The organism is Flavobacterium aquiphilum, assembly GCF_027111335.1.
GTDB classification, from domain to species: Bacteria; Bacteroidota; Bacteroidia; order Flavobacteriales; family Flavobacteriaceae; genus Flavobacterium; species Flavobacterium aquiphilum.
Genome location: NZ_CP114288.1, coordinates 2,086,032 through 2,112,591, shown reverse-complemented (window position 1 = coordinate 2,112,591; position 26,560 = coordinate 2,086,032). Strand labels below are relative to the sequence as shown.

The 26,560-nt window shown below is 35.3% G+C and carries 15 protein-coding genes; 1 reads left to right on the top strand and 14 read right to left on the bottom strand.

All coding sequences use genetic code 11. The features are described from left to right. Positions 1-137: 137 nt before the first annotated feature. Both OZP12_RS08830 and OZP12_RS08825 read right to left on the bottom strand, forming a co-directional pair. Positions 138-2,159 (bottom strand): tetratricopeptide repeat-containing sensor histidine kinase, encoded by a 2,022-nt coding sequence (locus OZP12_RS08830; protein WP_281228717.1) that lies wholly within the window; start codon positions 2,157-2,159, stop codon positions 138-140. 79 nt (positions 2,160-2,238) lie between these two features. Then, the gene (locus OZP12_RS08825; protein WP_281228716.1) at positions 2,239-2,463 is read right to left on the bottom strand and encodes a hypothetical protein; all 225 of its coding nucleotides are present in this window, start codon (positions 2,461-2,463) and stop codon (positions 2,239-2,241) included. Between the two features lie 510 nt (positions 2,464-2,973). Between OZP12_RS08825 and OZP12_RS08820 the strand changes: the two genes are divergently transcribed. Continuing rightward, complete coding sequence (locus OZP12_RS08820) at positions 2,974-3,630, top strand: response regulator (protein ID WP_281228714.1); 657 nt, start codon at positions 2,974-2,976, stop codon at positions 3,628-3,630. Positions 3,631-3,786: 156 nt separating this feature from the next. Here OZP12_RS08820 and OZP12_RS08815 read toward each other — a convergent pair whose 3' ends face one another. The 12 genes from OZP12_RS08815 to OZP12_RS08760 form a co-directional block, all read right to left on the bottom strand. Further along, positions 3,787-5,520, bottom strand: a complete 1,734-nt coding sequence (locus OZP12_RS08815; protein WP_281228713.1) for a PQQ-dependent sugar dehydrogenase — start codon at positions 5,518-5,520, stop codon at positions 3,787-3,789. Positions 5,521-5,608: 88 nt separating this feature from the next. Continuing rightward, positions 5,609-5,818 (bottom strand): hypothetical protein, encoded by a 210-nt coding sequence (locus OZP12_RS08810; RefSeq protein WP_281228712.1) that lies wholly within the window; start codon positions 5,816-5,818, stop codon positions 5,609-5,611. A 77-nt stretch (positions 5,819-5,895) separates the two neighbouring features. After that, positions 5,896-6,459 (bottom strand): helix-turn-helix domain-containing protein, encoded by a 564-nt coding sequence (locus tag OZP12_RS08805; protein WP_281228710.1) that lies wholly within the window; start codon positions 6,457-6,459, stop codon positions 5,896-5,898. Positions 6,460-6,655: 196 nt separating this feature from the next. Continuing rightward, positions 6,656-11,344, bottom strand: coding sequence for a glycosyl hydrolase (locus OZP12_RS08800; protein WP_281228709.1), 4,689 nt, complete (start codon positions 11,342-11,344; stop codon positions 6,656-6,658). A 456-nt stretch (positions 11,345-11,800) separates the two neighbouring features. Further along, entirely contained in the window at positions 11,801-14,017 is a 2,217-nt protein-coding gene (locus OZP12_RS08795; RefSeq protein ID WP_281228707.1) for a glycoside hydrolase family 43 protein, read from the bottom strand. Positions 14,018-14,083: 66 nt separating this feature from the next. Continuing rightward, the gene (locus OZP12_RS08790) at positions 14,084-16,183 is read right to left on the bottom strand and encodes a beta-galactosidase (RefSeq protein ID WP_281228705.1); all 2,100 of its coding nucleotides are present in this window, start codon (positions 16,181-16,183) and stop codon (positions 14,084-14,086) included. An 18-nt stretch (positions 16,184-16,201) separates the two neighbouring features. Then, positions 16,202-18,217, bottom strand: a complete 2,016-nt coding sequence (locus OZP12_RS08785) for a DUF2264 domain-containing protein (protein ID WP_281228703.1) — start codon at positions 18,215-18,217, stop codon at positions 16,202-16,204. A gap of 28 nt (positions 18,218-18,245) precedes the next feature. Continuing rightward, positions 18,246-20,681 (bottom strand): glycoside hydrolase family 2 TIM barrel-domain containing protein, encoded by a 2,436-nt coding sequence (locus OZP12_RS08780; protein ID WP_281228701.1) that lies wholly within the window; start codon positions 20,679-20,681, stop codon positions 18,246-18,248. A gap of 225 nt (positions 20,682-20,906) precedes the next feature. Further along, the gene (locus OZP12_RS08775) at positions 20,907-21,932 is read right to left on the bottom strand and encodes a glycoside hydrolase family 43 protein (protein ID WP_281228699.1); all 1,026 of its coding nucleotides are present in this window, start codon (positions 21,930-21,932) and stop codon (positions 20,907-20,909) included. A gap of 315 nt (positions 21,933-22,247) precedes the next feature. After that, on the bottom strand, positions 22,248-23,372 hold the full coding sequence (locus OZP12_RS08770) for a glycoside hydrolase family 43 protein (RefSeq protein ID WP_281228697.1): 1,125 nt from the start codon (positions 23,370-23,372) through the stop codon (positions 22,248-22,250). A 1-nt stretch (position 23,373) separates the two neighbouring features. Then, entirely contained in the window at positions 23,374-24,228 is an 855-nt protein-coding gene (locus tag OZP12_RS08765) for a glycoside hydrolase family 16 protein (RefSeq protein ID WP_281228696.1), read from the bottom strand. 341 nt (positions 24,229-24,569) lie between these two features. Continuing rightward, complete coding sequence (locus tag OZP12_RS08760; protein WP_281228695.1) at positions 24,570-26,552, bottom strand: RagB/SusD family nutrient uptake outer membrane protein; 1,983 nt, start codon at positions 26,550-26,552, stop codon at positions 24,570-24,572. Positions 26,553-26,560 lie beyond the last annotated feature (8 nt).

The following is a 26,560-nucleotide window of genomic DNA, read 5'->3' as shown; positions in this document are numbered from 1 at the left end:
AGGATTTTTGAGTGAAACGAGGCAAATTTTTATAAAACAACAGAGCTATTGTATAAAAATTTAACGAAGTTGTAGCCAAAAATCGTCATAAAAGAGTCAATAAATAAAACTTAAACAGGCTCTAAGAACAATGCCTTTTAAAACACAACTTCTATCGTTGTTCCTTTTCCTATTTCGGAAGTTATTTTTAATTCTCCATTCAATGCATTTGTTCTTTCTTTCATATTCCTAAGTCCAATACCTCTTCTCGCCTTTTCGGTATTGAACCCAACTCCATTGTCCCAAATGCGAATAGTTATTTTATTTTCTGTTTTCAGTATTATAATGAGACACCTTTTTGCTTTGGAGTATTTATTGCAATTCTGTATTGCTTCTTGAATAATGCGATAAATATGCATTTTATTGGCACTTGAAACTAATGGCCACTCTATAAATTTGTCAAGCGATAAATCAAATTTTGTATTGCTCTGATTTTGCTGGGATTTCAAAAGATCAGTTAGCATTTCAGTGAAGCTTTTATCTTCAAAAAGTGAGTTTTTACTTAAATCATGAGAAACTCTTCTGATTTCGATTTCAGCTTTTTCCAGCTCTTTAATCAACAACTCTTTTCTTTCTTTTTCGTTAGAATCCAATTGCATTAAATTAAAACGAGTAGCAAAAACACTATTAATTACACCGTCATGTAATTCCATAGCAATTCTATTCCTTTCTTCATTACGAACACGCTCTGTCTCTGATTGTTGCTTTAACAGTAATTGATATATTTTTTCGTTGGCTTCTTGCTGCTCTTTAATAAGAAATAGTTCTTTGTTTCTGGTTTTAAGTCGGTAAATAATTAGAAACCCGAAGGAAAACAATAATATTAATGACGCAACAACAATAATTCCCGCATTCTGTTTGGATAGTGTATGGTTTTCTTCTTCAACCAAATCAGTCTCATAGGCAATACGGGCAAACTTATCCCTCGTTTCTCTTTCAACTTTTTGCAAACTGTCAGAAATCCTTAAATATTCATTGGTAAAATAGTTTTTATCTTTACTATCATTACTCATTAATAATTTTAATGATTCTAAAGTCAATTCGCTATACTTTATCTTTTTGGATAACGCCAATCCTTCTTTTATAGTACTTAAGGCCCTTACGGTATCTTTTTTATAAAGATAATAGCGCCCTATATTATTTTTCAAAGATGCCGAAATAGACTTTGCATCTATACTATCGCTTACTTTTAATGATTCGGTCAATATTTTATATACGTCACGGTAATCTCCCATTTTCATTTTGGAATAGCAAAGATTATCGTGCAGCATTACATAATACCTTGGCAATTCATTTTTTAAATTTTGGGTTTGTAACCCTTTCTTATAAAATTGTATCGCCACAGGAAAATCTTCCATTTTTTCATATATCCTCCCAATATTATTGATACAGGTCAGCCTACTGATAAGTATTTTATTTTTATCATATTTCGCTTTCTCAAGGACATCCAATCGATTTAAAGCCAAATCATAATAACTCAATGCTTTTTTATAGTTTTCTAAACCTTTCAAAGCACAAGCTAGCTGGAAGTAGCAATGGTATTTTAAATCATTTCTATTAATTTTTGAAAAGAATCTTAAAGCTTTAATCGCCTCAGTTTCCGTCTCAGCATAATTTCCATTCTCAAAAAGGACAGATGATTTCAAAAGTGCCATAGTTCCCAACATTAAGGAATCTTTCAAAGCAACATATAATTTTTCAGATTTAACGTAATAGCTGAAAGAACTATCGTATCGTGATTTATCATAGTAATAATTACCGATATAGCATAATGATTTTGCTATATGCGAGCTGTCTTTTTTTAGATTTGACAGCTCCAAAGCTTTTTTAGATGCTTTCTTGTATTTTTCAAGTTCACCCAAAAAATAATATTTATTGGCTGTTTTAAAAAGCAAATTTCTGTTGACAGAATCATTTTCATGTTTTAACAGATAACGATTGAGAGTGTCCAATGCAATTATCTTATCAGAATCTTTTATATCTAAAGTATCTATCTTATTTAAAAGATTGACAACTCCTTTTTTATATGCATGTTTATCCTCTAAATCAACATCTTTTTGACAACTTATCGTCAATAAGAAGAAAATTAGAGACCAAAGTATTTGATATTTTATTTTCAATTTTTTGATAAATTAATTTATCAAAAATAAATATTTAAAACCAGATAATACCTATTATCTGGTTTTAACTTATTTTACATTAAGGCCTAATAGGATTTCCTCCATCAATTGGTGCATCATCCATTTGCTGTATACTATTATTAGTGATAGTATCTTGAAGCACTGTGGTTGTAGTCGCAGATGGAGAAATTTGATTTTTACTTACTGCATTTTCTTTTTTTACATCATCTAAACTGTCATCAGAACAGGAAGAAACAAGAATCATAGCTGTAATGAAGCTGATAGCAAATAATAGTTTTTTCATAAAAATTAAAATTAAATAATTAGACAATAGTTTTATTTTGGCTTCTCAACTTAGAGTTACCTTTTCTTTTAATAAAGTCAGTAATTAACTTTTCAGAATTACTAAAAATGGATCTTTCAAAGTCTGGCTGTATTACATCAAGAGCCTAATTCCCAGAAAATGTTAAACAAATCAAATTAAAGAACGCATTTCAAAAACTTAAATAACACAGATATAATTTTGAAAAAAGTAGTAGCATCATTACTTTTACCAATAAACTTGAACAATTACCAATTGTAGATTAACTTTTATAATTTAATTTATAGCCGTTTAGACATCATTGTTCGCTCAAGTAAAAAAAAGAAAATTCTTAAAAAGTTATATTTTTAATTGACTAAATTGTTGTCGGTAATAAAAAAGAAAACTGGATAAAATTATCCTTTGAACATTACAGTTATGCAATGTAATTAGATCGCTTTTTTTTCTGTTGCAGAAAAACTGCCTATTTTGTTAAAGTTAAATTATGTTTAAATGAATATACTCGTAGTTGATGACCATCCAATGACTGTAGAAGGCTATATTAATACGCTTTCAAATGCTCCTTTTGGATTAAATTCACCCATTTTCTCAAGAGCACATAATTGTAAGGAAGCCTACTTAAAAATATTGAATTACAGAGCTATAAAAAAGTCATTTGACATTGCTATCATTGATAAAAATTTGCCAGCATATGAAGAAAATGAGATTTTATCTGGAAGTGATTTGGCTCATTTTATAAGAGAAATGATGCCTGATTGCAAAATCATCATGATTACAGCACACACCGAAATTATTATTGTTTATGAAATTTTCAAAAACATAAAGCCAGATGGATTTTTCATAAAAAATGACATTACTCCTGAGAAATTGCAAGAAGGTCTTATGGAAATCATTAAGGGTGAACCGTACCAAAGCCCTATGGTAAAAAGCTGTATTAATGAGATATGGAAAAAAAAGCTGATGGTTGACGACTACAATCGGCAAATTTTAATCTATTTATCTAAAGGTTTTAAGATAAAAGAGTTAGAAGATATTATTACTCTAACAACAAGCGCTATCCAAAAACGTATCATCCGAATGAAAGATGTCTTTGAGGTTTCTGACGACTCAAGCCTTGTAAAAGAAGCAATTAAGCAGGGTTTCATATAAAATTTATCGCCTTCCATATAAAATGTTGTGACAAAGCAATAAGAAAATATGTTATTCTATAGTTTCGCGCTAACTCCAAAATAATAATTTCTTCCAGGAGCCGCATTATAAAAACGATTTCCAGCTGCATTAATATCATTTCCTAAACTATACTTTTCATTCGTATTTTTTCTTAGTCCTTGCGCTTTTAACTTGTTCAGCGGTAACAGCACTGGCTTTATTACCAAAACTATTTCTCACATAGGTTAACACATCAGCTATCTGCTTATCTGTAAAATAACTGAATGAAGGCATTACATTACTGTATATTTCACCGTCAATGGCTTGCTTAGACATTCCTTTTAACAAAACATTTATAAGACGGGAAGAAGAACCTAAAACATAAGTCGTTTTTGCAAGAGGCGGGTTTAAACTTTGCACACCTCCACCATCAGCCATGTGACAGGTTACACATGATTGGTTATATATAGTTTTCCCAGAAGCGATTGATTTTGCAAGAGAGTTTGGCACTCCAGCTTTTACAACTGGCTTTAGTGCAACTGTTTTTGCTGGAACTTTTACGACAGTTGATTGCTTTTTAACATCATTCGTAACAATAGCTTTTGATTCTGGCTGCTTTTTAGATTCTACATTTGCACCTTCATTATAAGAAATCTTAAATATTCCTCCTTTTGCATCATCACAAACATATAAGGCTCCATCTGGTCCTTGAGCCAAACCACAAGGTCTTCGTTCTGCCCTGCCTATAGCTGCCTTCTCTGCTGATCCTGCAAAATTATCAGCGAAGATTTCCCAATCCCCATAAGGTTTACCATCTTTAAAAGGCTGAAATACTACAAAATACCCCTTTTGAGGTTCTGGAGCACGATTCCAAGAACCATGAAACGCTATAAAAGCACCATTTTTATAACGAGCCGGAAACTGATCTCCCGAATAAAACAATAAAGCATTGGGTGCCAAATGCCCCGGAAATGCGACAACCGGATCTATATATTTGGATGAACCTTCTTTTTTACCATCACCACCATATTCAGGAGCCTGAATTTTCTTCTTTTGAATTTGATCATAATAAATATAAGGCCAACCGGCATCATCATTTTTATTCAAAGCAAACATACACTCTGCAGGTAATTCTGCATTTTGTTTCGAAGTATAAAGTTCTGGGAATATAGTATTAAGTTGGTCCCTGCCATGCTGCATCACATAAAGCTGGTTATTTTGTTTATTCCAGTCTACTCCAACTACATTTCGTAAACCCGTGGCATAACGAATTCCATCATCATAGGTTTGATTTAACTTATCACTGCGAAACATCCACACACCACCGGAATTTTTCAACAAGGGACAATCCGGAATACCCATTGAACCCATCTGGCGATCCTGTTCCTGACAGGAATTGGACGGACAACCAATTGGAATATACATATTTCCGGCATCATCAATTGCAATTGATTTTGTTTCGTGGGTCCCTTTATCCACAAGACCTGTTACCAACTTTTCGGGATTATCAGGTGCTATTACCTCAAACCGCTCATTTAACTTGTAACGAAAAATTTCACTGTTGGAAGCGGTGTACAGGTAGCCGTTTTTAAGAAATACTCCCGTTCCTCCGAAATTACCAAACTTGGCTTTAACAGTTGCTTTTGAATCCTTTTGTTCAAGATATAAAGTTCCTACACCGTCTTTTAATCGGGCTAAACGAACATAAATTCCATTCGAAGGAGTTATCACCAGATGACGTGTCCGCCCAAGATTATCGGCTATTAACTCTGCTTTGAATTTATCCGGAAGTATTAATCCTGCATTCGGCTTTACTTCAATTTCCTGAGCAAAAGAATGATTTGCCAGAATTGTTAACAATATTATTTTACAAATATTACGTCTTAACATCGTTTCTATTTTTATTAGTCTGTTTTTTTTTGTCTAAAAATGAATTATTTCTAAAATCTAAATTAGCTAAAAAATTACTTCATTTTTTTTACCAGTCCAATTTAACAAGTGCTACTGCCTGTCTTTTTAATTCAAGAGGTACAACAGTTTTCCCAGCCGAAATCTTGATTTTCTTATTCGTAATCTGGCTCAACTGACCAGCCTTTTCAAGAGCGGTGATCTGATCTTCTGTTGGATTTTGTGGTGATCCCTTTTTTTTCCAAACCTCATACGAATTGCTATTTTCGTCATCAATCAAAAATATGTTTTAAAAAGACAATTTTTTATAAAACCGACTCTCAATTCAATTTGGTTTTCCAAATAATCATAGCCTTTTTAAACAAAAATATCTATATAAGTAACCTCATCTGAAACAGGCATTATACCATGACGTTGTGTTGAATTAAAATACAAACTGTCCCCTGTTTTCAACAGATATTCTGAGTCTCCAACCTGCATTTTCATAGCGCCATCAACTACAAAAACAAATTCTTCTCCATCATGGGAAAGTAAATGAGGAATTACTTCATCCTTTTTTACCACAAAGAGAAACGGCTGCATTTTCTTTCCATGAAACTCCGAAGCATATGGAAATATAGAATATCCTTTTTCTGTTTTTACCAATCCTCCTTCAGCTTCAATCCTGGGAGTTACAATAGCTTTTGACCAACCTTCCTGCTCCAGTAAATTTGACACATTTGTTCCAAGGACTTTGGCGATTTTGACAAGAGTTGCAACTGATGGTATAGTCTTATTATTTTCTATTTTAGAAATCATACTTTTTGAAAGCTCACAAGCATCTGCAACTTCCTGCATAGTTCTGTTTTGTGCTGCTCTCAAAATTTTAATGCGGTCTCCTACGCCCAAAACCCCACCCTGTGTTTCGTTATTATTATCCATGATTCTAATTCTAGATTCAACATTACTAAACAATCCTTTTAATTGACCTTACAAACAAAAATTCAATTATTCAATATTGTTGAATAAAAATAAACTTAGTTTTTCTATAACTCCAACTGCTCTAACTGATATAATACCAAATAAAAAATCGACTCTTGTTTTCACAAGAGCCGATTTTCTTTAACTAATTTACAACCTATTTTTTGACAATCATCTTCTCAATAATATCGTTTCCATTTGTAATATGTAACGAATACGATCCCAAAGGCAAGCCTTCCAAAGACATTGTTTGCAAAGTATTTGCCAATGTTTGAGTACGCACTTTCATTCCCAAGATATTGTACAATTCCAGTTTTGCACCCGAATATACTTCATTCACTTTTACATACAATGTGCTCGAAACAGGATTTGGGTAAACTACTACATCACAATCTTCTTTACTTGTAGCACCAGCCATACTACAGGATCCTAATTTATCACCATGATTCAAATGTGCCTGAACCGCATTAGAACTCACGCAAATCGTTTGACCATTATGACAAATTGTAACCTTATCTCCAGAATTTCCACATTGTACATTTACTAAATTAACAACAATAAAAGCTGTTGATTGACAACCTTTAGCATCGGTGATTATTACTGTATAAGTTCCTGTACCGGACACAGATATTGTTTGTGATGTCTCATTAGAATTCCACAGATAATTATATGGTGCTGTACCTCCTGATGGAATTGCTGTTATGTTTAAGAAAGGAGATCCGTAACCAATATAAATCGTATTCTTCTCACTAGCTGTGGTGCTTAATGCATGAACATCTGGAATCGTCACTGATAACTGAACAGGGTTTGTATCATCACAATCCGTATTGTTTTCAACTCCGCAAGCTACCGCTGGACCTGCACCCAAACCATCACCATCAAAATCAGCATATAATAGTTTACCATCATCACAATCAGTATTATTAGTAACGTATCCTTCAGGAGCTTCGTCCACCGGAAATAGCGAAACTGCAGCTACCCCAAATCCATCACCATCTCTATCTGCATAGTATTCTTTATTTACCGTTAGCGATTGTGTCATCGAAGGCGCTTCAACGTATATCTCATCTCCAGACTGTGAAGCCGTAATTGTTGTAGTACCCACAGCAACAATATGAACTTTACCATCCACAATAGTGGCCACATCAGTATTCGAACTGGTATAAGTAATAAGAAGTCCAGAGCTTACTTTTGCAGGAGAAAAATCTACCTCGTTAATCACTTTTTGAGAATCCGAACTAAGCGTTATAGTTTGGCTTAATTTAGTTTTTACAGCAATTGCATCAGAATCACTACTTTCTCCTCCTGTATTTACGGCCGAAACTTTATAATAATAGGTTGTTCCTTCAGTTAAACCTGTATCAGAATAAGTTGTTCCTTTAGTAAATGCAGCTATTTTTTTATAAGCACCATCTACGGCATTTGCTCTTTTCAAATTATACGAATTAGCATTACTCACTGCTGACCACGCTAAATCAATAACTGATGTAGATTTTGCAACACCAGAAAGATCAGTTGGAGCTGCCGGCACAGGATCTTGCGTAAAAGTAAGTATAGCAGAATATGTTGATTCAACATTATCTTTTCCAACCACTTTCATTCTATACTCCGCAGAGGAATGCACGACATCATTAACTTCTAAAGCAGTGTAATCTGAAGATTCGTAAAAAACCGAGAAATTTGCTTCACCTGCAAGCCTTCTTTCAACAACATACTTATTTACCAAATCATCATTGTTTCCAGTCCATTTCAAAGTAATACTATCAGAAGCTTGTGTAACAACATAACTTAAGGTTTCTACCTTTGGAGTCCAGGTAGGAATATATTCTCTAGCAGGATTAAACGCCTTTTTGGAAGCGTTACTTGCATAATATTGACCAGCCGGAGTAAGAACAGTATAATCAGTTGCTGTGTTTGAAATCACCGGTGCTGTTTTAAGCCAAACGTAATTTGCCCAATCTGGATTTCTAGTTTTAAAAGCATCATTTATCGTAACGTACATCGCTCTTGAATCTTGCACCCAATTGTAAATCGAATAACGCTCTACATAATCGGTATTATCCAAAACTTTCAATACAGCTGCCAAATCATTTTTATGCTTGGTCGCATTTGCATCCGTTAGCTTATCAGGACCGTCAGGAAATGAATTCCCTGTCCAGTTTGCTCCAACATTCCACTCGGTTATCCAAATTGGCCTATGATATTTGTTGTAAATACTTTGCAAATCACTAGCCCATTGTGTCGCAGATTTATACCAGTAACAATGAAGTGCCATGTAATCAACTCTATAATTTTTGGCTTCTGCCTGAGTCATAAAATTCCCCAACCAAGAATTAAATGGGTCTGATGTGGCGGGTGATCCCAACCTTAAACCAGATTGCATAAGAGAAGGCCATACACCAAGAGCTGTTTCAACTGTCATATTAGACTGATCCGGACGATCCGGCTCATTAAACCCTAATTGATGAGTGTAGCCTTCTTTAGTATTTGCAGGTCCAAAACTAGGCCAATATGCTGTTTGTCTAATTGGCACATACTCTACATTAGACGTCGTAGTTCCTCCAGTATTCCAGTTGTAATACCATGAAATATTTGTCGCATCCATAGCTGATGTAGCTCCACCAGCAAGCCCTTTTTTACTAACTTCATGCCATCTCATCGTTCTGACAAACGAAATAGTTCCTTTCAAATAAGGTGGCAAAACCGGTATTTCTATATCTTGATTTTCGGCTATAAAAACCCTACTATAACCTGTACCGTTCGAATTGGAAGCAAACGTAGCCATATATCCTTTTTTCAGTTTAAAGGATTTGATTTTGTTATCCAATCCTCCTAAATTGCTGTATGGGGTAACAATATCAAATTGTTGAGCAGTACCTCCAAAATTTTCTTCAGTAAATACTTCTAACGGTTTAAAGTCGTTTGTTTGCAATACAACAACAGAACCGGAACCATAATTAGACACATAAACATTTACATTATTACTAGCAGGCACACCATTAACAGTAACAAATTGCAAATAGGAGTCAATAACCACAGAAGGCTTGACCGCATCAAAATAAAGTCGGGCGTCAGCAGAATTTAATTCGACTTTGCTATTAATTAACGGATTAAAACCACTTGTAAGATGCAAAGACACTCCCGAGTTCAAAACCACATTTGATTTAGAATAGGCACCAACAGAAACCTCCGGATTTGTAATAGTTACATTTACAGTTGATGGCGAATCAATTTTAATCGGTGCGTAAGCTGCATCTTCATAAGTCACCGAACTAACACTCATATCTACTGCACCATTGACATAATTTTTCCCAATAACAATTCTTGAAAATCGCTGTCCCTTCAGTTTCAAATCTCCAATACCAAAAAGCGCCCGATCTCCAGTTATTGTCACATAATAGGTACCTGCGTTTTGAGAATGAAAAGAGAAATCACCTTTTCTTAATTGATTTATAGCACCAGTAACAAAATTTTTAGCCCCAATCACTGTTCCCGTACCATCAGCTGAAGTATTAATACTCACCGTCATTCGATTTCCCGGATTACCGTTAGATATGTAATCATAAATCCATGAAAATTGATAATCCTTAGAAGCTTCTAATTGTACTGGAAAAGAATAGACTGAATTCTCAACTGTGCTACTATCCCATCTGATATACATTAGCCTTCCCGAATAATTCGAACCATCTGCTTCAAATGTATGACCTGTTGTTACATCCATATATCGGGAACCGCTAGTACTATTTGCAGTATTAAAAACAGTAGCTGCACCGGGATTAATCCAGCCGTAGTCCGATGGTTTTCCAGCACTATTTTCAGGCATACCATCCCAAGTATTAATCAAATTTGTTGACTTCAGTTTTAATTCCCCAATACCAAAAAGCGCCCAATCACCGGTAATTGTAACGTAATAAGTTCCCTCAGAATCCGACAGAAAAGACATATTCCCTCTTCGCAATTTAAACGCATTTCCAGAAGTAAAAGTCTTCGAAATTATTGCACCAGATCCATCCGATCCAGATGAGATCGCTACATTCATTTTTACACCAGGCGAAGCATTTGCAACAAGCTCATAAATCCATGAAAATTCATATTGAAGCCCTTTTTCCAACTTTATAGGAAAGCTGTAAGTAGATCCCGAAATACTATTATTATCCCAACGAATATAAAGTAACCGACCTTTATAAGTTGATCCGTTATCCTCAAAAGTATGTCCTGAAGTTACATCCAAATACCTTACTCCACTTCCGCTATTAGCTGTATTGAAAATTGTGGAAGCGGCAGGATTTGCCCAACCATAATCTGATGGTTTTCCAGAAGTATTACCAACAATACCAGCCCATTTACCTACTGCATTGTCAGCACCATAGACTATTGGCTGATTCGCCGAATTCTCATCAGCCACATAATCAAGTGCTTTGGATGTTAAATAATGTCCATCCTGATAAATATGTGCATATCCGTCTTTTACGGCATATCTATACGTTTGTTCCTGAGCATTGTCTGCCGAAGCACTTAAATTTTCCACCAAAGGCAAAAGCGTTGTATTATTGAAAGTTGTCTTGTCTAAAGAAGTTCTAAACCCAACTCCATTCTTATCAGACGCCTGAACATCAAGTCCTCTTCCTGAAGCAGAATTAATCTTAGCCTGTACTTCAAGTGTAAATTCATTTGTCCCAGAATAAGGCAAAACTATTGTATCCAAGGCCGTGGAGCCTGTAAATGTCCTATTGCCACTTAAACTAGTGGCAAGACCTACTTTTGTAGGCAGATTTGGAGCCTGTGCATAGATTTGGCTTGCAAAGACTGCTAAAAACAATAATAAAATTGTGTAATTTTTTTTCATCTTTAAATCATTTTTAATAATTATAAAACTTCACTCATTTACTCATCTACAATATTGACAATAAGAGAAATACATCCTACATCAGCAGAAATTCCGCTATCAATAAATAGTAAACATTCCAAAATTACCTTAACATTTTTTGTAGGAAGGGGGAGATTATAATATTAAAGAAGGGTCATATTAGCATTTAAACAATTAAAAACACTATTTTTTACACCATACACAAATAAAACCTAAATAATATACAAACATTCAAATTATTTAACTTTTAAACAAAGTAACATTCCATTAAAGAGTGTTATAAAAAAACAGCAATTGCAGCCATTTAATCAAAATAAAAAAGCTGCTCCTTATAAAAGAAACAGCCTTTACTGACTAATTTAAAAACTAATTTTCGAGCTTGCTAAAATGACTTCAATCATTACTGCAAACAATACATTTTTGCTATTGAGAATATTATTTTTTCAAAGGTTTAATTCCCTCGTGTGTAGGTTTCACCGTTAGGATATTCCCTTCTTTGTCAAACTCCATTTTATCGATGCAAACTTCTCTGTTGAATCCAGCAGGTCTTCCCATTGTAATTCCCTTTGGATAATTGAAACGGTGATACACAATGTACCATTCGTCTTTGCCCGGTATTTGAATTATCGAATTATGACCTGTTGCATAAATCTCAGCTTCTTTGTCTTTGGCTATGACCAAATTATTTTCAGGGATGCTGATTTTTCCGGTAGGAGAATCAGAAGTTCCGTAACGTACTTTATAATTCTCACTTCGGGTATCATCTTCTGACCATAAAAAGTAATATTTTCCGTTTCTGAAAAAGACAGTTGTACCTTCGCGGAAAGTCTTATCCGGTGTTATCACTTTGACAGTTTCCTCATTGATGGAAATCATATCGGGGTTAATTTCGGCGCAAGCCATATAATTATTACCCCAGTACAAGTAGTTTTTCCCGGTTTTTGGATCGGTGAAAACATCGGGATCTATTTGTTGTCCACCTGTAACTCCATTTGGATATTTTTCCACCAATGGTTTTCCGGAGTCCACAAAAGGGCCTTTTGGACTATCGGCAACAGCCACACCTATTTTCTGTCCTGCGGTAAAATAAAAGTAATACTTGTAGCTGTCACCCACTTTTTTCTCCAAAATACAAGGAGCCCAGGCATTTTTCTTTGCCCAACTTACGTCTTTTTCCAAATCAAGAATAACTCCTTCATCAGTCCAGTTTACCAAATCGGTTGAGGAAAATGTTTTAAAATAAGTCCCAGACCAATTGTCAAAACCATCGCTCGTTGGATAGATATAGTATTTCGAATCTTTTTCGGAATACAAAATATCCGGGTCAGCATAAAGACCGTTCAAAACAGGATTGTTTGCCACCGAAGCGATAACAGACCAGGTTTCTGATGGCTGCCCATTTATTGCAACAGTATATTTTACAGCTCCTTTGGTAAAATTCTGAGGCGTTTTTGGTTCAATCGTTACACCTGCATATTTTGTAAAATCAGGTTTGAATGATGAAAGATTGGTTCCCTGTTTTACCGGTAAATGAACTTGTTTTAAAGTTTCATCCGCTTTGACATTCGTTTTCTTAACTTCTATTGCTTCAGGCGAACTCATAATATCTTTTGCGGTTCCCCATTTGCTTTCTAATCTTGCAACTTCTTCAGCAGTAATTGGCATTACGGTTCCGTGTCTCGGGTGAAAGTTCATCGAAACCGCATTGTCAATAACCGAGAAATTTTCTAAATCACTGGTTCTCGTAAACTGATATTTCCCTTTTGTATAAAGATCATACATCAGTATATAATCATTCGAGTTATTCAGTTTGAAAACTCCTGCTCCTTCTACCGGATATTTGGTTTGCTGTACATATTTGTCCCTCAAAACATAACCTTCGGTCAATTTATCGGAAACGGCGATTTTTATACCCGCTCCTTCCCCTTCTGTCTTAAAGAAAAGATGATATTTTCCATCTTTAAAAATAATATCCCCGTCGATACAAGATCCATTCGTCGGACTGAAAAACAATTGTTTCGGCTCGGTTTCCAAATCCGTGAAATCTTTATTGGCGTAAGCGTAATAAATAATATCAGGGTTATTGCCATTTTTCATGGACCAATAAATCATATACTTCCCTTTTTGGACATCGTAAATCGTTTGTGGCGCCCAAACCCGTTTTAAATCTTCATTTCCGGGAAATCTTTTTTGAATGTTAATTTTACTGGAAGTCCAATGAATTAAATCGGAGGATTTCAATAAAGTCATTGCTCTATTGGAATCCCAACCTTTGGCCGAAACCATATCGGTTACCACCATATAAAATGTTTTCCCATCAGCTCCGCGCAAAATATGAGGATCTCTCACACCGCCAGTTTCACTAATATCAGCAGAATTAATAATCGGTTTATTGTCGTTTAATGCCCTGAAATTATAACCGTCATTACTGATCGCAAAGCGAATCGCTTCTTCATCATTGGAATTCCCTGTGAAATAGGCAAATAAATAAGCTGATGTTTTTAAATTGGAATTCTTAGTTTCCGATTTTGGTAATTTCTTTTTCGAAACCTGCTGTGCATTGGCCGTGCCAAAAAAAGACAAGGCAACCGCCAAAACAGCCAACTTGCAAATCTGCTTTTTGGGAGTAAATAATATTAAATTCGAATTCATTATTTATAGTTTAGATTAGTTATAGACTTTGTGATTCTACTATTTTACAAATAGCTTTCTATAGCATTAATATTTCCAGACAAGTACATCGGCGGTTTTTATTGATTGGGTTCCGATAAGAATCTTAGCGCTTTTTGGTAAATCCATATTGAAGACTTTATCAGAATAATTGACAGCGATTCCAAATCCGTCACGATATTCTACCATCACGCCTTCCGGATAATTTTCTATTGGAATATTTTGCTGTTGGTATAATTTCGTCAATACTTGTTTTTCAAGATCTCCATTTTTTGAATCCAAACCAATATAAGTTACAGTCCCCTTACCTAATTTATGCGAAATAACAGCAGGAGTTCCCGAATAAAAATCACCTTCGTAAGTTCCCCAAATTTCTGTTTCCTTATTTGGCTTTAACAAATCTCCCCAACTGATCCACTCATATTCCTTATCGTTAAACTTAATTATTCCCGGCGAATGTGGCATTAACAAATCATAGGAATCAACTTTGGAACCTATTAAATTCCACATTGGTTCATAAAATTTAGCTTCCCAAAGATGACCTTTCCTGTTTTGAATTCCTGATCGGCAACTTAGTACTAAATTCCCCCCATTTTTTGCATACAAAGTCAGTTTGTCAATCATTTTTTGGTCAATCATTTGATAAGCAGGCACGATTAAGACTGGATAATTTGAGAAATTAGTAGTATCACGAACAAAATCAACAGGTGCGCCAAAAGATTTTGCTGCTTTATAATATTTTAGGAAATGACCGATTGTATTCCATTCTTTTGTTTGCTTGTTTAGATCAATCCCCATGACATTATCGCCATTAAACAGTATGCCAGTTTTTCGCTTTAGATAATAATCCGGTAGTGTTGCCTTTGCATCATATTTTGTTCGCAACATACCAATTTCTTTAATGAACTGGCTAAACTCCATACCACCAGGAGTAGGTGTTACGCCATCTGTACCAACGATTCCATAATGAAATTGCTCATAACCATATAAAGGCGCACGGTAGCGATATGTACAAGTGAATTTGCTGCCTCCGGCAAAAACATGCCATAACCACATACGAATACTTCCCGGCAATGGCTGCGGATTAATACTTCCCCAGTTTACCTGACCCGGCTGCAGTTCCATAACACCATACATGCCTTTTGTAGGACGAAAAAAATCATTAGCCATAGCAATATTTGAATAATCGCCTACGCGATAACCTTTCGGACCTATTCCCAGACTTCCTCCGTAAACCATATAACGTGTGTAACAATCAAAATCTAATTCTTTGCTCATACCAACATAACTTACATTGTAGTTTGGTATGTAATTAGAAGTAATCCATTGATCTTTGGTTGCAAACTTGCGTATTGTTAACGCCTGTTCATCCAAAAAGGTTGCAGTTTCCTGATCAGCGAATCTAAAATGATCTAATTGAGAATGCAGGTTCATCCCCCATTCTTTATGCAGCGGAATATTAATTTGGTCAAAACTAGTATAAATTCCGCTCCAGAAATTGTTTCCCCAAGCTTCATTTAAGGTGTCAATGTTTTTATATTTTTCCTTTAGCCAATCGCGGTAGCGCTGCTGTGCATCGGCGCCATAATCAAGAAAACGACTTGGTTCATTATCTACCTGCCAACCCATTATACGTTTGTCATTGCCGTATCTTTTTGCCAATTGTTCAACCATTTTCATAGAATAGGTTCGATAGTAATTACTCGAAAAAGATGCGTGCTGTCTAGAACCATGATCTGTTTTGGTTCCATCCTCATAAGTCTCAAGTACATCAGGATACTTGCGGACTAACCACACGGGAGGCGTCGCAGTCGAAGTACACATAATAACTTTTAAATTATATTTTGCAGCAATTTCTATAGCTTTATCAAGCCATTTAAAATCATATACTCCTTCCTGTGGTTCAAGCTGAGCCCATGCGAATTCAGCAAAATGGGTAAATTCAAAACCCATTGCAGCTATATTTTTCAAGTCGCGATCCCATTGATTGGGATCCCAATGTTCAGGATAATAATATACTCCCACTCTTGTAAGGTCTTTTTTGGGAAAATATTTTTCGATTTTTTGAGCAGCCGAATTTATGCTAATAAGTATTCCAAATAGGGCAAATATTATTCTCAAAACGTGTTTTTTTTCTTTCTGTTTCATTACATGCTGTATTACAGATTATTGTTTATCAAAATCAATCAGTTTCTTTGTGCCGTCATTAAATTCAATTACAACTGTATTCTCTTTTTGCTCTAGTTTTTTTACTGGAACAAGTTCATTTTTCTTCCATTTTTCACCCGTTTTTTTCCAAAGCATCAACGTTGCATAAATCCCCGACTTATTTGTTTTTGAATCGCTCATAACATCAATTACAGTGCTTTCATTACTTTCGGGATGTAATCCTTTTGCACTCACAGTTTCTGTTTTATCCCAACCTAAAACAGAAACCATCGCTACTTGATATTTTCCATTATCAATTATAGTAATCTCATGACCTTCTACATTTTTTTTGGTGGTGACAATTTCTTTATCCAGTTTTGGTAAAGCGTAATGTCCTAAACGCAGCGAAATAGGTTTATCGCTGTTATTTTTATCGACTCTCAAAATTCCGTTCGTCAAAGGAATATCGGCTAAATTAAATTTAATATTTTCATCGGTTTCCAAAACCACATCTCTGTAATAAATGCCGTTTTCAAACTTTTTAAACGTATATAATCTAAAGGCTTCCCATTGATCATTTTTGTTTTTGACAACGTAATTCATCGCTACCTCTCCATTTTGGCCATCAGCCTGCCAAGGGAAAGCACTGTTATAAGACAATCTGTTATAGTTTTCTGTTGATCTAAATTTCTGCCAATCGCTACTTACTTTTTCATGGCACCAGGCTCTCACTTCAGAAGCGCCGATGTTAGGATAATCGGTAATTAAAATTCCCGAGCCTTTTTGAAATTTATTATAAACCTGATCTTTCTTGAATTCGGTTTCCCAGTTTCCTTCATTTTCTTTTGCTGTCCAAAAAGGATTATCATCCGGCAATAAAAGACCCAGAAAAGCTTTCCCCATCCAATATACACTTCCTCTACAGCTATACACTTGTACGGCTGGTTCAAATGCCCCATAAAAACCAAGAGTAGGCACATTATCTTTCATAAACTGTGGATGCTCTAGAAATTGTTTTAAAACTCCGGATGATATTCTTCGCAACCAACCATTATTTATAGCAGCATCATTTTCTAATCCCATAAAAGGCAAAGCAGCGATGGTAGCAATTCTATAGCTGATACTGCGCCCAAACATAATCATCTCCCCGTTACGGCTAAACATTAAAGGATAATTGGAATTCATATCTTTGAAATTGCTTCGAAATTTTGCGGCATATTCAGGATAATATTTATTTCCAAAATATTCAGACCACAAAACGCCATACAATTGATAGCCCCACATACTGTAATAATCATAGGCCGGATTATCGTTATACCAACCTTCGCCTCTATAATCGTTTAAAGATTTTTGCAAATATTCCTCTAACAATTTCTCATTAACGGGATATCCCTGGTCTTTGAAAAAACTCAATACAAAAATGTTAAAAAACTTCCAGTTGGAAGGCACAGTAGGCCCGTCACCATAACTCAACATAGATTTTGCCAATGCATCTTTTTGATCTTGAGGAAGTGGTTTCCAAAGCACCTCGGGATTGGTCATCAAAGATATTGTTATAGCTCCGTATTCAACTAAATTCTGACTTGGCCCACCATTTTTGGCACGGGGAACAATATAAGAAGGGCTGCTAGGATCGATCAATTTACTGAATTGATGTCTGTAATAATCCGCCACTTTGATATTATTAATCACCAAATTAGGATTTTCTTTTAGAAGCGGAGAGGCTATAAATAAAGTTCTGCTCAAACCTTCTAATTTCTCCGTAGGCACTCTACTTTCATCTTGAGGATAACTTTTCCCTTCTTGTTTTGGAAACTTCATTGGATCATCAAGAGTATGAATATAACTGAATGCTCCTTCCAACAAATAAAGTGCAGCATCCTTCCAATGCTGTTTTGTCATTCCGGTGTAAGGGCTAATTTTATAATTGGGATCTTTTATCTGAAATACATTAGCAACATTTTCTTTTTGCTGTGAAAATAAAGACACACTGAAAATGATTGCTAAAAACGACATCGTTTTTAATTTATTCATTTTTAAAATATTTTGTAATTCTTGGTATTTACATTTTATTCTTTTTTACTGACTGTATCTTGATATTATTTTTATTTAATCCAGGTGAAGTTACTTCAAGATTGATAACACCTTCAGCAGTACTTTTAATAATTACCAAAGCACGTCCATGCCATGCTTTACGACTATCAGCCACATATAAATCCGTATCTTTTAAATCGGCATTGTCAACTCCTGCTATTGTTCCTGCGCCGGAAACTTTAAATGTAAGCTGGTTTTGTGCATTTGGATTCAAAACACCTTTCTCATCGGTAATTTCGACACTCACATATACTAAATCCTGATTATCGGCAGATATAATTTTGCGATCAGCAGTTAATTTTATTTTTGCTGGCTGACCAGCTGTTTTCAACAAAACTGATTCGGCTTCTTTATCATTTTCCAAACCAACAGCTTTTAATTCGCCTCCTTCATAAGGAATTACGAAAGTTGCTTTAAACTCTTGCGCCACACCGGTTTCTTTCTCACCTACGACTTTTCCGTTCAAATACAATCTTACTTTTTTATATTTTGAATATACTTCAATTTCAATATTTTTTCCTTTATGATTAGGCCAAGTCCAACTCTCCCAGGTTGGCCAAACAGCCCAGGACGTAAGCTTTATGGCTCCGTTTTCAGGGTTTGGCTCCCGAACTGCCATATATATTTTTTCATTATCATTATACAACATGCTTCGGTAATGAGAAATTGGTTTTCGCCAGCCAGTTAAATCTATGTCACCGCAATAAGCACCATGCCATGGGTAAAAATTTGCTATCCAATGCTCTCCTTCTGGCTCTCCCGGGTACACATATCGCCCAATGCCCGACTCGCCCAAATAATCCATTGCCGTCCAGACAAAATCTCCCAAAATATAATTGTGTTTTTGATTCAAATTCCAGTTAACAAAAGCATCTTTAGGATAAGATTCGGTCTGTACAATAATTCGCGAAGGAACTCTTTCATGGTCAGATTCGGCATGATGAAGCTGATAATTGTATCCTGCCACATCGTGAGCTGCCATTAAAGGATCAAAAATTTCCCAGCCTTGGTCCCAAGTAGTCATTGCGGAAGTTACCGGGCGGGTCGAATCAATATTTCGTACAGCATTTGCCAACATTTTGGCTGTTTCAACTGCCTCAGGCTTGGTTCTTTCTATAATTTCATTTCCAATACTCCACATGATTATTGACGGATGATTGCGGTCTCTCAATACCATAGATTCTATGTCATGTTTCCACTGCGCATCAAAAATACTAGCATAATCAAATGTATTTTTCTTCTCTTTCCAGCCATCAAAAGCTTCATCAATTACAAGCATCCCTAAGCGATCACAAGCCTTCAAAAAGGATTCAGAAGGCGGATTATGCGACGTTCTAACCGCGTTAAATCCAGCTGCTTTCAGTAATTCTACTTTTCGCTCTTCGGCACGATCGTATGCTGCAGCACCTAGCGCTCCATTGTCATGATGCATACAACCTCCATTCAACACAATTTTTTTTCCGTTTAATAAAAATCCTTTTTCTGCGCTGAAATCAATTGTTCTGATTCCAAAATCTGTTGTCACCGCATCAAGAATCTTTGATTCTTTTTTAATTATTGATTTAACCTGATATAAATTAGGCAATTCAACCGACCATAATTTAGGATTTTCAACTACTATAGTTTGAACTATTTCTTTTTCCTCGTTTGGTTGTAATTCTATTTTACTGGTTGAATCTGCAGTATTTTTATCCTTTGCATTTTTAATGGCTGTCGTTAGCAAAAGATTTTGCAAAACGGCTGTTTCGTTCTTCACAATTGTTTTAACCTGGACAGTTGCCTTGTTATTTTTGACTTCCAAAGTAGTAATTGCAAGACCCCAATTTTTAAAGTGAACAGGGTTTCTTACCATTAACCATACGTTACGATAAATACCTGAACCACTGTACCATCTGCAATTTTTCTGCTGTGAATTATCAACCTTAACCGCTATTGTATTTTTTTGTCCAAATTTTAAATAAGGCGAAAGATCATACTCAAAAGAAGTGTAACCATACGGCTGAATACCAACTGATTTTCCATTGACAAACACCTCTGAATTCATGTAAACTCCTTCAAAATAGATAGCAATCTTTTGACTCTTCCATTGCGCGGGCACTGAAAATGTTTTTCTGTACCAGGCTTTCCCCATTGGATAAAAACCACCATCTCCTTCGCTTGGATTATTTTTTTCGGATTTGCCTTCAATGCTCCAATCGTGGGGCAGATTTAATTTTCTCCAATTGTTGTCGTCAGAATTTGGCAAACTATTTTCAGGAGAATCTCCTAAAGAAAATCTCCAATCAGAATTAAAAAGTTGCTTTCTTTCAGCAATCGCATCTTGCGCTGAAATTTCAGAAATACAGCCTATTAGCAATAAATTGATTACGATAAGTGTCTTTGTAAATCTATTTTTTCCAATCATTGTGAACTGGTTATTTTTTGATTATTTAAAAAAAATGTTTTACACACTAACTGTATAAAAACCATAATACATAAGTGTAAAAACAACACTTTTCAAATATATAACAATTAGACTTAACTTCTTCCTCCGAAAAAATTCTTTAATTTAAAATTCTGCGCCTAAAAACATTTATACCTAATGTTTAAAAGCTATAAAAAACTGCCTTTATAGTTGAAAAGGATTCCTCTATGGCGTATAAGGTTTTAATACAACTAATTTATCTCCAGACAAATCAACCTCAAATAATTTTGGAATTCTAACGGTTTTACCATCAATTTTCCTATGACTGTGAACCGACATAAGCCATTTACCTTCAAAAGTTTTAAATAACATGCCATGACCAAAATTTGGTGGTGTAATGGGGTCTTTTTCTTGAATCCATGGGCCATCTAATGTACCACTTTTAGAATACGCTACTCCTTGTGTATAAACATCATAAATCCAGCTGGTCCAAAGCATTCCTAAACGTCCAGTGCCTGTCTTAAACAAATAAGGCCCATCTGTAACTTTATTAGGCTTATCATTGCCGCTAGCATCTTTTTCTCTGCTCCAAGGTGAGTCACTTGCTTTAAAAAGCAATTTCCCTTCCCCGATTGAACCGCTTAAATCTGATTTTAGCTCTATTTTTTCAATAGTTCCATTGCTATTTTGCAGCCATTCATAACAATAAATCATATAAGGTTTCCCGTCTTTATCAATCCAAAATGTGCCGTCTAGTGTTGGCTTATTTGCAGGCAGATAAATTTTGTCTTTCATAGGCAAATAGGGCCCCTGAGCATTATCGCTGACCAAAATATGACTCGCGCGGCGTTCAATAATATTACCGCCAACTGTATCTATTTTTACGTTTCTATTTGTAAATGTGGCGAAGTAGTAATATTTATTTTTATACTGATGAAATTCTGCTGCCCAAATCATGGGGTTTGCTCCCATCCAGGAATTTGGGTCTGTTTTAGCGATATCATACCGGCCATTCCATAATTTTAAATCTTTGCTTTTCCAGAGCAGTCCGCCCGTACCGGTCATATAATACATATTGGTTTTCTTATCTGCTAAAATAGCCGGGTCGCTTAATCTAATGGAATCCAAAGTAACAGCTTTTTTTACTGGTCTCTTTTTTTGTGCCTGCACTGCTGAAAAATATAAAATACATATACACATAGAAAAAACAAGACTTAATTTCTGTTTAAAATAATTTTGCTGTGTTTTCATTTTCATAATTCTTTAAATTAATACGCTAATTACAACTGCTAATTTGGCTTCGCCTACCTACAAATTTATTAATTCAACCCGTTGGGTGAAATTATTTTTAAACACATAGAAACATAGATTTTTTTTTACGTTTAAAAGAGTTTGATAGACGTTTTACTTTTCTCATAGTCAATCTATGTGAAAAATAGTGCTATTTTCTATCTATTCTTTGACGATTGATTATTATTCTATGTGTCTATGTGGTTCATTTATTATTTAATTCGAATTTCACCCAACAGGTTAATTCACCGACATCTGATTCTATTTTCAGCATTATTAATTTCTTTCAAAATCCAGAAGATTCCATTTATCAAACCAATTCAAAACAGGCTTCCCATTAGTTATTATTATTGGCAACCAAATATAACTTCCATCAATTGGATTATCCGGTTTCCAACGGTCGGCCATAAAAATAAATTGATCTTTTTTCCCTTGAACAGGAAAAATATAAGTGCTTTGTGAATGGAATGTCAGCTCCGCATCTTTGCCCACGCATGGATTTCCTAAAGCTTCCCATGGACCCCAAATAGATTTAGATTTAAATGAACGTGCTTCATTGGGATCCCAGCCTGTACAACCTGAAGTTATCATGTAATAAAACCCATCTTTTTTAAAAATTGCTGGTGCTTCATTATGACCTGCCGGAGCAACTCTTCTCCATTTTTCAGTAAAATCTAAATAATCATCTGTAAGCTCCGAGATATGAAGTGTCAAATTATCTTCGGAAGAATGTATTAGATAAGCTTTGGCATTATCATCAACATATATTGTCATATCTCTGGACATTTGTCCTTTATCAAAATCCCTTCGAACCAACATTCCGTTTCTTATTGCGGTCAACCATTCCGGGCTCCAGGACTTCAAATTGCTTTCATTACCCGAAGCTGATTTAAATTCATCTTTAAAATCCATTGGCCAGATTCCTTTATTGGGACGATATGATTTTTTGAATTTAAAAGGTCCTTTGGGTGTATCACTTATAGCAACAGCAGCCCTTGCGGCATCATAACCTTGTCCTTTCAGCTCCAAATGAAACCACATCACATATTTACCCGTTTTTTTATTAAACACAACTTTTGGACGTTCCAAAATACACCCTTTTGTTATTTCAGAATTAGGATCTTCTTCAACCTTTAATACAATCCCTTCGTTATGCCAGTTGTATAAATCTTTTGAAGTGTAACAACTAACTCCTTTCAAAGCAGTATTCCCCTCGGGTCCGGCAGTCTTAAATTCGCCATACCAATAATAAGTTCCACTAACAAAAATGACACCGCCGCCATGAGCATTAATATGTACTCCTTCAGTATCTTTCCATTCTTTTCCCGGAATAAAATAATTGTTCTGACTGTAAATAAAAGAACATACAAGGCTTATAATTATCGAATATTTTAATTTCATTTTACTTCTTTTTTTGATAAACCCTGATGTAATCTATTATATATTTTGTTGGAAAATCTGCAACGGAAAAATTTCCCCCATTAATTCCTCCTACTGCAAGATTTACCAGCAAATAATGCGGCTGTTGGAATGGAATAATTTTTTGATTAGCATTTTGAATCGTTTCTTTTATACTAGTCTCATTTAATAATTGATCATCAACATATAATTTGATCCAATTCTCATCCCAATCCATTCTCCATACATGAAATTCATCTGCCCAATCTTTTTTAAAATCACTCAACGCAACTGTTTTACTATCCCAAGCTGTATCAGGTTTATTTGATTTCCAAGCGGTGTTTGCCAAAATTTTCCCCATATAGTATTCCATAATATCAATTTCACCATTTGCAGGCCAATTCCCCTCTATACCCAAAGTCCAAAAGGCCGGCCACATTCCTTTTCCAACTGGAATCTTAGCCCGCATTTCAAACCTTCCATATTTCCAGGAATGTTTCCCCTGCGTAATTAAACAGGATGATGTAACTTTTATAGAATCTCTATTTTTGCTCCAATCTTTATCTTTTTTTGACACAAAAATTGGATTGACTTTACTTTCTTTCCTTGCCTCAATAATCAAAAAACCCTCTTTACAATAGGCATTTTCTTTTTGATACCATTGGTCTTCCTGATTTCTGACAAAACCAGTTTCGTAGTTCCAATTCTTTTCATTGGGAACACCATTAATATTAAATTCGTCACTCCAGACTAACTTATATTTTCCTTCTTTCAGCGCTTTTTCTTTGTTTGGAGCAAAAGCAAAAGTCAATACCAATGCCATTCCAAAAACCAAAAAACCAAAAAGAGGAAATCTCATTTTCTTTACTTTTCTTAAATCAAAAACCTTCATAAACCATCAATAAAATCATACTAATAACTTAACCAAATGCTGCTCCTCTTCCAGATTTGAAATTCTAAAAAAGGATATAAAATTTTTTAAAATTTGGCCAATAAAAGCCTAGAGCATCATTTCTGTACAATGACAAAAACGATACTTTAAATTCAACTTTTTAAAATTTGTAAGGGAACTGAAAAATTTCAGAATAGATCAATAGTAGTTTAACAGCTCACAAAAAAGAACTAATTATGAGCTGTTACTACTATCTAGTTTAAAACTAATCCTAACTAATTAAACTAATATATCTAAATCAAAGAATATTAAATTTTACTTTCATCTTCAACGGCATCTTGCCATTTAGTCCAAACTTTAACGTTGGCATCATAACCATCATAACCGAAGTTCTGACTTAATGTTCCTTTAATATTAGCCGTTATCGCACTGCTTGGAATAGGCCAGTAATTATTGCGTTTGTCCATGGTATAAAACTTAGTCCCATTTGGAACCACAATACCGGCTGGATATTTGTTATAAAGCGTATAATGTACAATGCGCTGCCACCAATAACTTCCTCCAGCTGCATCTCTTCCAGATTGTTTGTCCCAATTGGTTTTACTATAAGTATTACCCCACTCATCTGGTTTTCCGCTGAGTGCAAGACAGTGTGAAATACGTTTTAACTCAACATTTCTCCACTCTTCAAGGTAAAGTTCTCTTCCTCTTTCTGCACAGATATCTCCAATAGTTACGTTAGTGTACATTTGAGAAGCTCCAGCTCTCGCTCTGATGACATTCACATCCTGAGCCGCTCCAGTGGTATTGCCTTGATAAAAACGTGCTTCGGCTCTTAACAAATAAGTTTCGGCTAAACGGTATAAGTACCAATGTGCTTTACCTCCTGTACTTGCTCCTTGAAAATCAGTCGCATTTGGATTGGTTTCATTTACAACATCGTGCAAGTAGATTTTATACAAAGGAAAATCAAACCATTCGCGTAAAGTATCTTTTGATAACAGAACGTTATTAAATTTCATTCTAAAATTTTGTTGATAGTAAGCAGAATTCTTGTCACTGTATTTAAGATCGGTCATATTTACCCAGTTACCAACAGTGCTGTTATGTCTAAGATCCTGCTTGTCCTCCACACCATTTACAACCCACATAGGTCGTTGAGAATAATAGGATGCACTAATCGTAGCGATACCACGTCCAAGTGCTCTTGCATAATCATATTTTGCTTGATAACTAGCGCTATTCGAGGCAAAACGACCAGCTGCTTGTTTACCATCTGGTGTTGTAAGCGTACCGGAATTCCAGTTAGGTCCAAAAATTCTCATCGAAGCAAACGGTAAAAATGATTGTACCCCGCCATTTGGCATTACTAATATGGCTTCTCTATTGGCAGCGATAATCTTGTTCTCAGGTCGGTGCAAATCCCAAATCACATTTCGGCTAATAGTCCATGTTGTTGGATTTCCTCCGGGATCAAAAGTCCCAAAAGTGTTTTGCATCAAAGAATAACCTGAACTATTAATCAGGATATTGGCCTGTGCTTCGGCCTCTGCAAATCTTCCGGATGCCAAATAACACTTAATCAATAACTGACGACATGCCCCTTTGTTCACTACACCTAGATAAGGTAATTTTGACTGCTCCGGCACCCATTCTACTGCCTTTTCCATATCGGCTGTAATCATTTCAATGATAGCTTCTTTTTTAGTAGAATAATAACTCTGTTTTGGAACTTCCAAAATTTTAGTAATTAACGGAACATCTCCAAATTGATATACTAAATTAAGATAACGGTATGCTCTATGAAAATAGGCCTGACCGATATATTTGCGTTTAACATCTTCACTTAAACTTTTTACGTTGTCAATGTATGTCAATACGGTATTGGCATGTTTAATTCCCGCGTAAGCTTGACCCCAATAAAACCCGAAGTAAAAATCATCATTTGTATCTGTTTTAAAACTCATAGTGGGCACCATAGTGTTAGCAAAATCAGAAATAGTACTACTGTTATCCGTTTTCCCATATTTTGCCATATCAGAGAAAACATATTCCGTACCGATAGGCACACTATTACCGGCGGAATTATAATGGATATAATTATTGCGCAGTTGTTTATCGGCACTTGCTAAAACTGCCTGCAATCCTGTCTCAGTACTAAATGTTGTTTCCGGTTCGTAAAACGAAAGTGGATCCGGCTCCAGAAAATCCTTTGAACAAGAAACCAAAAGAGCCGTTGCCGCTACTAAAGGTGCAAGTGTTGAGATTTTATTTTTTATATATCTTTTCATCGTTGTAA